8 protein-coding genes are annotated in these 14,012 nt (G+C 43.7%); all 8 read right to left on the bottom strand.

Translation table 11 applies throughout. The features are described from left to right. Positions 1-1,641 precede the first annotated feature (1,641 nt). The gene (locus tag AAA970_RS24505; protein WP_338239539.1) at positions 1,642-1,899 is read right to left on the bottom strand and encodes a beta-galactosidase small subunit-related protein; all 258 of its coding nucleotides are present in this window, start codon (positions 1,897-1,899) and stop codon (positions 1,642-1,644) included. 32 nt (positions 1,900-1,931) lie between these two features. Next, positions 1,932-2,783 (bottom strand): beta-galactosidase small subunit-related protein, encoded by an 852-nt coding sequence (locus AAA970_RS24500; protein ID WP_338239538.1) that lies wholly within the window; start codon positions 2,781-2,783, stop codon positions 1,932-1,934. A 15-nt stretch (positions 2,784-2,798) separates the two neighbouring features. After that, positions 2,799-4,652, bottom strand: a complete 1,854-nt coding sequence (locus tag AAA970_RS24495; RefSeq protein ID WP_338239537.1) for a glycoside hydrolase family 2 TIM barrel-domain containing protein — start codon at positions 4,650-4,652, stop codon at positions 2,799-2,801. Continuing rightward, positions 4,649-6,748 (bottom strand): glycoside hydrolase family 3 N-terminal domain-containing protein, encoded by a 2,100-nt coding sequence (locus tag AAA970_RS24490; protein ID WP_338239536.1) that lies wholly within the window; start codon positions 6,746-6,748, stop codon positions 4,649-4,651. The genes AAA970_RS24495 and AAA970_RS24490 overlap by 4 nt, the downstream gene beginning before the upstream one ends. 254 nt (positions 6,749-7,002) lie before the next feature. After that, positions 7,003-8,907 carry a right-handed parallel beta-helix repeat-containing protein gene (locus AAA970_RS24485; protein WP_338239535.1) on the bottom strand — a complete coding sequence of 635 codons (1,905 nt, stop codon included), beginning with the start codon at positions 8,905-8,907 and terminating at the stop codon, positions 7,003-7,005. A 13-nt stretch (positions 8,908-8,920) separates the two neighbouring features. Next, entirely contained in the window at positions 8,921-10,465 is a 1,545-nt protein-coding gene (locus AAA970_RS24480) for a RagB/SusD family nutrient uptake outer membrane protein (RefSeq protein ID WP_338239534.1), read from the bottom strand. An 11-nt stretch (positions 10,466-10,476) separates the two neighbouring features. Continuing rightward, positions 10,477-13,176: a SusC/RagA family TonB-linked outer membrane protein gene (locus AAA970_RS24475; protein ID WP_338239573.1), complete on the bottom strand. Its 2,700-nt coding sequence runs from the start codon at positions 13,174-13,176 to the stop codon at positions 10,477-10,479. After that, a complete protein-coding gene (locus AAA970_RS24470) occupies positions 13,143-13,970 on the bottom strand; it encodes an STN domain-containing protein (protein ID WP_338239533.1) in 828 nt (275 codons plus the stop codon). Before AAA970_RS24470 ends, AAA970_RS24475 begins: the two co-directional genes overlap by 34 nt. Positions 13,971-14,012 lie beyond the last annotated feature (42 nt).

Here is a 14,012-nt window from a genome sequence, read left to right as displayed (position 1 = left end):
CAGAGAGGAGAATTTTTAAGAGACAGCGTTCAGTTTACACTCCCTTTTGAATTTTAAATAAAAACCAAAAACCATGGGGGAAACATCTTTCCATAGTAAATAATTTGGGTGAGAAAAAAATAATAAAGTCCCCAATTGAGCATATCAAATACAGGAATGAAGATCAATCCCTGATCTGTAGTATGCAGCATTTGGAAAAAATTTACATGGAGGTCTTATCTCTATAAAGGTTGAATACCAAACTTTTAACTCAGTGGAAATAAAAAAATTAGGTAGAAAATTTCTACCGACCTGAAAAATGGTTCTCTCCGCTGTTCGTAGACTCTGATCTATATCCCATCCACGCTGTAAAGGCATAATTTATTATGTCTCACGGCTCGCTTGTATTATTATTTCTCACGGGTTGGACCCGAGGCTATTGAAAATTACCTTCGGCACATTCCCTTTTCTGATCGTAGACTCCGATCTACGATCCATCCATTATTTAACCAAGTTTGAAACCTTGGCCTAACAAGGTGAAACCCATTAAAATGGGTTGGCCTTGATATTCAAATGAATGCCCGCAGTAGACAAAAAGGTTTTATGTCTGGGGCGTTTTAACCATGAAATCCGCACCAACCTGCTTTAGCAGTTTTAACGCTGTTAGGCCATTGCTTTAGCTGTGGTTAATAAAAAAATCGATGGAACCTCCTTTTGATTGAGGTCTTGATCATAGATCGCTACGATATTTCCTAATGCATCTCGCACGTAGTATTCGGTTGATTGAGATTCTAAATAAACCTTTTTCGCACGGAATCCAAGGGGGTGTAGTGATAGCTTGCCAATGGATTGCTGTCGGTCATGGTTATTGCGAAAAATTAAACTTCATTCATAATCACGGTTAAAAAAATATACTATATCATTGAAATAGTATTAACAGAAAAGAATTTATTAGCAATCTGATAAAGCCCCCTATACTAGAGATTACTAAGTACTTATTTATCCTTATCCAACTCAAGGCAATCTTCATTCTTTTATTTAACTCTACATTGTCACATCCAATATCAATATTCCTATGAATAAGTTTTTGGGACGAAACCCAAACATAACTATTCTTATCACAAATAAAATCCTTTTCACTCTCTATGTACAAACTAAAATATACTCTATACACAACTATACTAAGGCAGTAAGCAATAAATGACGTTACACAAAAATAACCAAATATAGCACCCATAAAATTTAATTTGCAACTCCCTTTATTTCAATCTCCACAATATCAAAGATCCACATTAGCGGTAAAAATGAACACCCAATCGGCCACTACCATAGAGCGGTATCTCCTTTTGGTTGAGGTTTTGATCATAGATCGCTACGATATTTCCTAAGGCATCTCGCACGTTGTATTCGGTTGATTGGGATTCTAAATTAACCTTTTTCGCTCGGAATCCAAGGGTTTTGTAGTGATAGCTTGCCTATTGGGATGGATGCGCCGAAGGTACATTTTCAATAGCCTCGGGTGAGAACCCGTGGAAAATAATAATAAAAGCGAGCCGTGAGACATAATGAATTATGCCTTTGCAGGATGGTAAAAAAGCTATCACGAGAGGGACTCTCGCGATAGAAAGGCAAGAGAAGATTCTCGTGATTGTGAAATGAATTTTATAGCTTTGACAATGATTGATCATTTCCTATTTCAACCACCAACTCCCAACTGATCGCCTTCGGATAAATCAAATATTGTGCATGTGGTTTAGCACCCCAGGAAGTATCGCCCCCAACGCCCATGTGTAGGGCATCGATTTCGAGTATCGGCTCGTCGAGTGGAAGCATATCGGTGGTATGCAAATTCCGCTGATTTGCTTTTTGGGGAGAAAGGGCTTTGGACTGAAGATTGAATTCAAAAGTGGGTTGGCCCATGAATCGGAGGTAGTCCCCTGCTTCATTGGTGATTACACTGTTCTGTGCCCGTATTCCTGCGGACGAACATAGGGCACGTAAAATTCAGCTACAGATTGTTCATAATGACCCAAAAATGCTCCTGAGTTGCGGTCAATGTAGTTTTCATAAGGCCCCCGACCGATATATTTTACTTTTGAAAAATCCTTGTTGATTGCTGTTTTGAGTCCAAAACGGGGCATCAAGGGTAAGTCTTTTTGCAAAGGCAAGAATTGCGTGCTGATCTTGATTTGCTGATCCCCCACCAAAATGATGCTTTGATCGATCTGACAAACACCGTCGGCATGCCATGACAATCGCCAGCCGTTTTCAAGCTGTATTTGCTGTGTCAATACTAAATTATTCTGAAGGTCTTTCCATATTTTTGAATGCTGATCGAGCTGATAGCCATAATCATTATCAATCGTTCTTCGCCAAAAATTAAAGGTCAGAGGCTGAGCCAAAAGCGCTTTTCCATCGAATGTTATGGAAGCAATTTGCCCCTTTTCATTCAGGCTCAATTTCAATCGATCTTTACTCAATTCCTGTTCCGAAAGATGGTCAACTTTCATTTGAGTAGCTTGAAAAGCCATCGGAAATTGAACCACCACTTGCTCCTGTGCAATCACATTTCCTGCGCTCACAACATCGAAATTCAGCCATTGAACGCCTTTCCGTTTGACTTTTTCCCACTGATCCCATTGCCAAATCTTCCGTTGCTGAGGTGAAATTCTCAAAGAGGTATTACGATAAACGCCTACTTTTTTCCCTTGATCAAAAGCCGTAATGACCATCTCTACATCTGATAGGTTTTTGAAGAAATACTCATTAAAAATCTCAAATTCGCCCTTGTTCAAATCATGCACTTGCAGGTGAATATCCTAATACACCTTCTTGACTTCTGCCAAAGCGGGCTGTGGTCTGCCATCGGGAAAAACCAATCCATTCAAGCAAAAACTGCTGTCATTATACACCCCATCAGGCTCAAAATCGCCTCCATAAGCAAAATATCGCTCTCCCTTTGCATCGATTTTTTCCAATCCCTGATCCCGCCAGTCCCAGATAAATCCTCCTTGATGCCGTGGATTCTTACGTACTTCTTTCCAAAGATCATTCAAGTTACCTGTGCTATTGCCCATCGAGTGGGCGTATTCACACCAGATAAATGGTCGGTTGGGATTCGTCCAAAGTATATAATTCAACTTTTCTACACTTGCGTACATCCAACCCAAAACATCGGAATGGCGGGTATGGGCGAAGGCAGGATCAATCTCCGCCCGATCATACACACAAAGGCGTGAAGGGTCGGCTTTTTTTGTCCATTGGTAAGCATCAATAAAGGCCTGACTGCTCCCACTTTCATTCCCCATCGACCAAGCGATGATGGAAGGATGATTTTTATCCCGCTCCACCATTCGCTGTGTCCGCTCCATGATCGCCTTTTTGTAATTGGGCATTGTCGCCAACTCATTCACGCTCCAGCCATAGTCATGCGCCTCCATATTCGCCTCATCATAAACATACAATCCATACTGATCGCAGAGTTTGTACCAATAGGAATCATTGGGGTAATGGGACGTTCGTACCGCATTGATATTGGCTCGTTTCATTTGCTGAATCTCCCTTTCCATCTCCTGCCGACTGACCACATGGCCTGTTTTTGGATCATGCTCATGACGATTTACCCCCTTGATCAATATCGGCTGACCATTGACCAGCATCTGACCACCCGAAATTTCAACGGTTTTAAAACCTACCCTCATCGGTACAAATTCAACGGTCTTCCCAGCCTGATCTATTCCCGTCAATTCCAAGTTGTAAAGGTACGGACGCTCTGCCGACCACGAATGAACCCTGCCAATATTTAAAGAATCCATCACAAAAGGAGCTTCCAAAAATCCCGCTGTCTTCACTTTTCCCTTCAGATCCAACAGTCGGTATTCAATTTTTTTTAGGTGATTTTGATCCGCTTTGACCTTCAAGCCAAAGATGCCTTCTTCATAATTTTCACCCAAAGATGCGGTCAGCTGTATGTCCTCCATCGCTCCTTTGCCTTTACTGAAAAGTTCGACGGAACGCTGAATGCCTGAGAGTCGCCAGAAGTCCTGATCCTCCAAATAACTTCCATCGCAATATTGATAAACCGCCAAAGCAATCGTGTTTTTCCCTGTTCGAACAAATGGACTAATATCAAAGTCTGAGGATAATTTGCTGTCTTGACCATAGCCCACAAATCCCCCATTGATATACAGGTAAAAAGCAGATTTCACCGCCCCGATACGTAGGATGGTCTGTCGGTTTTTCCATGATTTAGAAAGGGAAAATGTCCGTTTATACTGCCCTACTCGGTTAAGTGAGTCGGGAACAAAAGGTGCATTTTTTGGGAAAGGATATTTGATGTTGGTATAATGCGGATAGCCATAGCCGTGCATTTCCCAATTGGAAGGCACGGGGATTTCGTCCCAATTATTGGTCTTATAATCTTTTTCAAAAAAGGATTCAGACCATAAAGAAGGCGCAACGCAATACCTGAACTTCCATTGGCCATCCAAAGAAAGATGATACTCATTTTCATCTTTCTGCCAAGCTGTTCGGTTGGGGAAGCTTATAAAATCCGCCACCATTTCCATTCGGTTCACAGCCGTAATTTCGGGATCCTGATGATAAGCAGGCTGTGCATAAAGTAGTCGCCCCATCAGAAACAATAACAGTAGAATAAAGAGTGCCTTTCTCATGACGATGAAATGTTGATTGGGGTAAATGATTTGACCTGAGCATCTTTACCTGAAAAAATATGGATAGCACCTTCTTCCAAAATGTACTTTCCTTGTGAATCGTAATATCCTAATGCCTGCACAGGAACTTCAAATTTAACAACCTGCTCATCTCTGCCTTCCAAATCAATCTGTTTGAAAGTCAATAAGCGTTTAACAGGTTGGCTCTGCCACGCCACAGGATCATGGAAATACACCTGAACCGTTTCCTTTACAGTAAGATCCGAATTATTTTTCACCTTAACTTCAAAAGTCAAAGTATCAGATTTCTGAAAGGTATCTTTTGAAAATATAGGCTCGGAAATTTCAGTATGCCCATAGGATAAGCCGAAACCAAAAGGATACAGCGGTTGCCCCAACTCCCCTTTATAGTTATTGCTTTGGGGTCGGCCACTTGGTTTATGATTGTAATAAATAGGGATCTGCCCCGTGGACTTTGGGAAGGTGATCGGTAATCGACCCGATGGATTGTACCTGCCCGTCAATACATCCGCAATCGCATGCCCAGACTCAAGCCCCAAATGCCAAGCGAGCACAATGCCCTCGACCTGCTTTTCTTCTTCGGTCAGCACCAAGGGGCGACCATTGAAAACCACCAACACAACAGGAATGTCCCCTTCGGACAAGGCCTGAATTTCTGCCCTTTGTTCTGCGGACAATCGGCAATCATACTTACTGTTGGCCTCTCCAAATTCCTCTTCCTGCTCCCCTGCACAATAGATGATCAAGTCGGTTTGTGGGCTTATTTTCGGAGAAATATTTAGACCTTTTTCCATGGACAATGCCTTAGACAGGCTAACAGCATCTGCTGACTTACCAATTGATTTCCAATAGCCCAATACCTTTTGGGTATCGGCGAAAGGTCCCATCAATGCAATATTTTTCTTACTTTCTGTTAAAGGTAAAACCTGATCATTTTTAAGTAAAACGATACTTTGCTGTGCGATTTTTTTGGCCAATTTGCGGTTTAGCTTTTCTACCGAAGGGTCTTGTGAAGCATAAGGATTGTCGAACAAGCCCAGTTTAAATTTTGCGGTCAAAACCCTTCGACAGGCTTCATCGATCGCCGATTGCTGTTCTTCAGTAAGTCCTTTTTCCAAAGCTGAAAAGTAACTGTCCGATTTCATTTCCACATCGACACCCGCCAACAAAGCTCGCTTTCCTGCCGTGGATTTGGTGTCTGCCACCCCATGATCCATCAGTTGCACCACCGCATCCCAATCGCTGACCACTACCCCATCAAATTGCCATTGTTCTTTCAATATATCGGCAATCAGATTTTTGGAAGCCGTTACGGGCGTCCCATCAATTTCATTGAATGAGCTCATGGCACTAAAAGCCCCTGCCTCAACCGCTGACTTGAAAGGAGGCAGATAGGTATTGAAAAGAGAGGTTTTGGAAAAATCTGTGGACTGATAATCCCGCCCGCCATCAGGTGCTGAGTAACCTACAAAATGCTTCATGCACGCCATCAAAGCCGACTTCTCCGATAATTCATCTCCTTGATAGCCCTTCACCACTGCGGATCCCATCAAAGCATTAAGCAATGGATCTTCGCCATAACATTCACTCACCCGACCCCATCGAGGATCACGACTAACGTCCATCATGGGGGCGAATGCCCAGTCCACACCCTGCGAACGGGCCTCTTTCCCTGCTACCACTGCCACCTGCTGAACCAAATCAGGGTTCCAGCTACACGCCTGCGCTAAATTGATCGGAAAGCTTGTTTTGAAGCCATGCACCACGTCATGAGCGAAAAGCAAAGGAATGCCCAATCGGGATTCTTCCACCGCTATGCGTTGCATTTCATTTCTATCCTTCAGGGTATAAAAAGTGGTTCGGCCATTGAGCATGGAACCCATTTTTCCAGCTTTGATTAAACCCATGATGCTGTCGGTGGGGCGCTCAACATATGCCTGATGCAGTTGTCCGACCTTTTCTTCCCAAGTCATTTGGCGCATCAAAGCATCCACTTTTTGCGGAATACCTTCGGGCGTTTTTTCGGCTTGACAAGAAATAAAAAATAGGTACGAAAGAAAGATATAGCGTTTCATAGGCGGTAAAAAAATGGAAGGTGTTATTAATTGTGTTCAAGTGCGATGCCTGAGCTGAACATAGATTGAATGTTTATCTATCAGGAGAGGGACGCTCGTGATAATGGGAGACTTTGTCCCGTAATCATCATTTGATTTTGTATTAGAAAATTTTATTTGATCGCTGTATGGGCTGACCTATGTGTCTGCCCAAATCATTAGAAATACTGAATAGTTTGGATACACACATAGGTGCATCCGAACAGTTCATAAAACTACCTTTCCACATACCCAATATCAGGAGCCGATCCATTAAAAGGATCCTTCAAAATTTTTCCAGCATCAATCAAAGGACTTCCCTGCTCGGGGGTATAAAATTGATAATCATCCCCACTGCCATTAAGCATTGCATCGCCTGTCAGATTGTATTCGGCAGATTGGGGATCTCCATCAATCACCCATTCCGTTTGGTGTTTGAAGTTATTTGAAAAGTAAAGCTGTCCCCCATCGATTTTCAGATCTGCGGTCTTCGAATCGATGAACAGGTTGTTGGTGATCTCCACCTTTTTGATTTTCGCTCCTTTTACCTTGATTCCGAAAACATTTTTATCAAAAACATTATGATTAATGCGGAAATCATTGAAATCATTATCTGTACTATTATCGATATAAATTCCACTTCCTCCAGCCCAGTTAAATTGGTGTTTTTCGTTAATAAAGAGGCTATGGTGTATCTGAATGTTGTGATTTCCTGCATTCCAGATGGCAATGCCCATTCCTTTATTTTTGACCAAGACCTTACTGATGTCCACATGTGGCAAGCCAATCTCTATTCCTTCTTTGCTACTTTTGCCATCATTGTCTATCACCTCAATATCCCGAACGGTCAGATTCCAACCGCTTTCAGGTTTATCGGTAAAGATTCCACCGTGATTTACCAATGATAGCCAGGTGTTGGACTTCACATTTTCCACCAGGTTATTTTCTCCCAAATTCCATAATTCCACACCAATGTCCTCGCCCCATAGTTTGTCCTGCTCACTGAGTTGGGTTTCAATATTTCGGAACACACAATTTTTGTAATAACCATCAATGATGAACTTGAGGCCATAACCTTCATCATCTTCAATAAAAATATCCTCAATTAGGGCGCCATCCAACTGTGCCACATTCAGGTTTCCGATACTTTCATCTTCAAGATCCTTTCCACTGTTTTTAAAAGACAGGTCGTGCAGGTGAATATCGGTCAAATAAAATTCAGGTTCCAGCATCCAAAGTTTAGGTGCCGACATCACCACCATACCCCGATATTTCATATTTTCGATGTGCTGATCAGCAATCTCAACGGCATTTCGGTTTTCCACCCACAAGCCCGTTTTGGCTTGTTTGTTTTGCCCGTCCAAGGTCAGATTTCTCACCTGCTGATTTCCCTGCATCGGTGCAATCGCTTTTGATGCAGGATTTCTCATCGTTTCCCTTGAAGGAGAAACGAGCTGAATCATCGACCCATCGAAAAAGAGCTTGTCATATTTTTCCTCCAGCGGATCGTAATATTTGGTGATTTCGGTACCAAACAAACGCACCCCTTCCTTGCTCTCCCCTATCAAATGCGTACCCGTTTCAAGGAGGATCGGGTCGGTGATTTCATAACTTCCATACTTGATAAAAATCTCATCGCCCTCATCTTTTGGAACCAGTCGGGAGGCATAGGCAGGACTTTTCCACGGGCGGTCTTCTGTCCCTGCCTCGGGCGTATCTTCCCCATTAGGAGCAACAAAATATCGACTAATATTCGGAGAAGAAGCAAAACGAACCAAAGGGGTTTTGAAATGAAAAACTTCACTGCTTACGCTAAGATCCGATTCACTCATTGCCTCAACTTTCCAATAGTAAGTCTGATCCATGGACAGCGCATCTAGCACCATCGTAGTATCTTCGATGTCCATTTGTTCGAAGAATATTTCATCAAAAGCGAGCGAAGTGCCGACCGTCAGGCGATAGCTAGTTGCCCCTTCGGAAGCTAACCAAACAAGTTGTGCCTGTAGTTCCTCTTGCATACTACCATCGACAGGCGCAAACAATGAAAAGTCTTGAGGCTCAATTTTAATTGGATCAGGCTCGATCGCTGTTTCTTGACAGGCACACAGAACACATATCAAAAGGAAAAAATAATTTCTCATCAGGATGATCGGTTTAATAATAGATCCACTCTTCCGCAGGAATTGCCCAGACTAATTTACCATCGTCAAATGATAAAGGAGCAGTATTTTCACGGTCGCCAGCGGGAATATCCATTTTTAATGCCCGCAAATATTCTATTCGATCAGCCTCATTGAACATCTCAATCACCCGCTCCAAATGAATCATTTCTGCCGTAATTTCTGAAGCAGTAACAGGTACAAAGGGGCCTCCGACGGTTTCATCCCAAGCCCTTTGCTTTACCATATTGAGATCGTCGGTGGCTCCCTGCTTGTCATTTTCCATGAATCGGATAATTGATCTTGTCAAATAAACCTCCGCCAACCGAATCATCGGAACATTGGTGTTGAGGTTGTCAGGGCTTCGGAAATATTTGTAGGGCCACAAACTCATGCGGTCGGAAATTTCTTTGCGACCATCCACCACGCCTCCTTCAGGGGCTTTTCCCTCCGGATAGCGTACGGCCATCAACTGCTGAAACCGCTTATCTGCCTTAGCCTTGATGCTGAAATCCGTTTCGGTCATTGGATCCTGCATCCAGTCGAGCTGACGCATCATGCTTTCGGACATGCGGGTTTCTGCCCATGCGCAGATATCTCTTTCATTGGTATAGGTATGATTCAAAACACTCAGGTGGTGGGGTGTTCCCAGGGTGGTATCGAAAAAGGGAACATAAAAAATCACCTCACGTCCACGGTTTACGCCCGACTTGTTAAAGGCCTCAATGGGATCCTCCGTTAGGTCAAAAAGTCCTCCATTGTTATCAATTAATTCATTGGCAAATTTGAGTGCCTGATCGTTTTCTCCTCTCAGAAAATGCAGGCGCATCAACATAGCCGAAGCAACAAACTTGTTGGCACGTACTTCATAACTTGGATGATGACTTCCCTGAACAAACTGATCGGGTAACAAATCATGCGCCCTTTCAAAATCGGATAAGATCAAGTCAAAGATCTCCTGCGTTGTTCCGATGGTTGGTGTCCGTGCCTCTTCCAAATTCTTAGGATAGTTGAGCCGTAGCGGAATACTCTCTTCTCCATTCCCTGATGGTTTATAGGTCGGCCCATAGAAGGTCTGAAGAAAATAATAAGCCATTCCACGCATGAAATAGATCTCTCCCAAAATACGGTTAAAGCCATTGGTAACTTCTTTGGGCGTCAAGCCTTCGAAGGGCATGCCGCCTGCTTCTTCGACAAACTCCAATGCGAGATTAGCCGAGGAGATGGTTCTGTACAACAGGTAAAAATTCCGCTCCGACCATTGATTGTGCTGATCGGTTTCTCGCCAATATCCCCAGCTTGCATCCGACACCCAGGCAATATCATCTCCCATGGAGGTTTTAAACATATAATAATTTACAAAAGGGATGTTCCAGTTATCCCCCGAAAAGACACTCGCATACAAACCGATGGGAACCCTTTCAAACTCCTCCAAAGACGTCCATGGGTTCTGAGGTGGTCTTTCCAGCTCAAAAAAATCATTACAGGAAGCCAAACTCAATGGCAATAACAAAGCAATTATTTTAAAAAGTTTTCTCATCTCCATCATCATTAAAAAGTTACATTTGCACCAAAGGTAAAGGAAGTGGTTTGAGGGATTTGGGTATTGTATTTCACAAAAGCCATTCTCTCGGGATCAAAGCCAGGATAATCGGTTGAAGTCCATAAATTATTAGCCTGCACATACACGCGCATGGACTGCATATGAAATTTGTCCGCGATCGTTTTTGGTAAATTATAACCGAGGGTGATGTTTCTTAAGCGAATGAAATCCCCTTTGAAAAGTTCCCGATTGTGGTACATGTCAGGATTATCAAAACCATTGACCGTTTTGCCATCAATAATGTACCTTCCTCTTTGGGTCAGTTGCGGATATTTGGCCACGTCGCCCTCCTGCTTCCATGAATTTTCTTCTATCTCTGCCAACATGTTCCGGGTTTCATTCGGCATGGTGGCAATCGTGCGATCCACATCCAAAATGTAATTACCACCAGAGAAGGAAAACATAAAGCTGAAGTCAAAATTCTTCCAGCTGAAGCTGTTGTTTATACCGCCATAATAGGTCGGATCCGCCGACTTACCTTCCTGAATAAATCGGTTTTGTTGCATGTTGGAAGGATCCGCAGGAACACGCACATCGTTGCCGTCGGCATCGGTGAGTCGTTTGGTTTCACCCGTAACATCAAAGTGATCTTTGTCCAAGGCATAAATCATCGGCACGCCCGTCTGTGGATCGGGTCCTGCCCAATCGGCAATGTACCACACCTGTCGCTTCTCCCCTGTCCGAGAAATCGTCGGCGTATCCGAGTGAATGATGCCCTTTCCTGCATCATCCAAACTTGGCGCCAGGCTACCGATAATATTTTTATTGAAAGCGATATTGAAGCTCGTTTTCCAAGTAAAATTTCCTTTATCGATATTGATTGAATGCACATCAAACTCCCAACCGCTGTTGAGCATATCGCCTACATTACCCCAAACAATATTGACGTCCTTATCATAAGATCCTTGTCCAAAATCAGAATTGTCCGAAGAAATACCCGACGACCACGGCACAGGAACAGGCATCAACATATCGGTTACATTACGCTGATAGTAGGCCACCGAACCATTAATTCGGTTGTCCAAAAAACCATAGTCAATACCAAAATCCAAACTTTTGGTGGTTTCCCATTTTAGCGTAGCTACTGGAACATTAACAGGCATCGATCCATTAACGCCCGAAACGCCAGGTCCACCATAGGAGATATTCCCCAAAAAGCTGATCTGATTCAATCCCGAAGGAATCGCCTGATTACCGATTTCACCATAGCTTCCCCGCAGTTTTAATGTTGTTCCACTGCCCACAAAATCCATAAAAGGTTCATCTGACAAAAACCACCCTGCCGAAAAAGCCATGAAATTTCCCCATCGATTTTCAGGAACAAAGGTCGATGAACCATCACGTCGAGCACTCAAACCAAAAAGGTATTTGTTGTTCAGCTTATAATTTGCTCGTCCAAAAATTCCGAAAAGGTACCTTTCCTCCCCGAATCCACCGAATAAATCAGTACGCAAATTGGGCTGTCCTATTTCCTGATAACGGCCGTTGAGTTCCTGTCCCATCATGTAACGGGTGTATTGACCTTGCCTTGTGGCTTCAAGTCCACCAACCACATCGAGTTGATGAATACCGAAGGTTTTGTTGTAAGTGCCGTAGGCATTGATGTTGGTTCCCACATAAGTGATGGCCTCTTCCATTGCTTCGGAGGTAGGCTCAAATTTACTATTGACGTTGATCGTTTTCCCTCTCCAGTCCACATTATTGCTTTGCACAAAATCCATGGAGACTTCAGAACGGAATTTCAACCCTTTTACCCAAGGCACACTCCATTCGACAAAGGCGCCCCCCAAAACTCGGTATTGCTTAACGTTGAGCTTAACATGCTCGGGGTCATTTTGAGCCGTTGGATTTCCGGCCGTAAGCGGATTATAATATTGGTTCAAATCATAAGGATCCTGCACGGGAAACCACGGCAGGGCATAGAAAATGATGCTTGTGGTCCCACTTTCCCGCTTCTCATTGTTGGTGTATCCCATATTGACCTTCAGCCCGACCTTGACGTTTTTCCCGGGCTTGAAATTAAAGTTAGAATTGACAGCCAATCGCTCAAAATCATTATGGCGCTGTACCCCTTTTTCTTTGCGATAATTGGTCGAGATATAAAAACTTCCTCCCTTGAATCCTTTGGAAGTACTGACATTGAGATCTTGAAAAGTTCCGGTCCGAAAAACCTGATCATACCAGTCGGTAGAAATGTCTTCGGCCAATTCGCGGGATATTTTTGAGCTCGCATTGGCTACATATTGATAATGGTCGGTGGTAGTGAAATTCCTGTTCAGCGAATTTTGATAGGCCCTGTCCATGATCGAAAACCATTGGGAAGTATTGGCATAGCCAATATCCTGTGGAGTGCGGATCAGGTTGGAGATGCCTGTGGTGTAGTTAAAGGTAGTGGTCGCCTCTTCATTGCCTTCCCCTGTTTTAGTCGTTACCAGAATCACCCCATTTGCTGCCCGGCTACCAAAAATAGAGGTGGCAGCCGCCTCTTTCAATACTTCTATGCTTTCGATATCGTTGGGATTGATCGTTGCCATCGGGCTCTGCCCCGAAGACCCCAGGCCCGAAGGGTTGGAGATCACCAGCATCCCATCGATCACCCACAACGGATCCGTACTCATGGAAATAGAGTTCGTACCACGGATCTTGATGGTCGAAGGAGCACCAGGCGCACCACCCTGCGTCTGAATGGAAACCCCTGAAGCGACCCCTGAGGGCCTGCCTCAAAACTCGAATTGGCCTTGATCGCCAAATCAGCTCCCTTTACCGAGGCTATGGAACCGATAATATCTGATTTTTTTTGGGTACCGTAACCTGTAATAATCACCTCTTCCAAATCCGTAACGGTCGAAAGCAGGGTAATATTGATGGTCGATTGGTTGCCCACCATGACGGTCTGCTCTTCAAATCCTACAAAGGAAAAAACCAATTGATCCGTAGCAGAAGGCACCTCGATACTATACCGCCCCTGCATATCGGAAAAAGTGCCGGTTGTCGTGCCTTTTATATAGACCGTCACCCCGGGCAAGGGACTATTCCGATCATCATAAATGCCCCCACTCACCTTAATAGGTTGGTCGGGCTGAGCTTGCCTGGTCGGTTTGGGTGCACCAACATTTTTCAGCACAATCTGACCAAATTGTATATTGTAGCTGATGCCGGTATTCTTAAAAACCTGCTCCAACACCTGTGGAACCGTCGCCTGATCCAGCTCTACCGAAACATTTCCCCGTCCGTCGAGCAGCCCTGTAACATATACAAAATCGAGCCCGTGATCCGTTTTCAGTGTCTGTATAGCCGTAGGAAGTGGTGTGTTTTTAAAGCTCACACTTAACCTCTTTTCCTGCTGAGGCACTGCCCATCCCTGAATTTGAAACAGGCTGGTAAAGACCCACAGGAGCCCAAAAACAATTTTCCCCTTAAAAGAATGATGTCGAATATTCATCGTCAAAAAGTAGTCAATTAAAAAATTAAGGGGATATGGTTT

Source organism: Persicobacter diffluens, from assembly GCF_036244895.1.
Classification (GTDB): Bacteria; Bacteroidota; Bacteroidia; order Cytophagales; family Cyclobacteriaceae; genus Persicobacter; species Persicobacter diffluens.
This window is presented reverse-complemented; position numbering and strand designations above follow the sequence as displayed.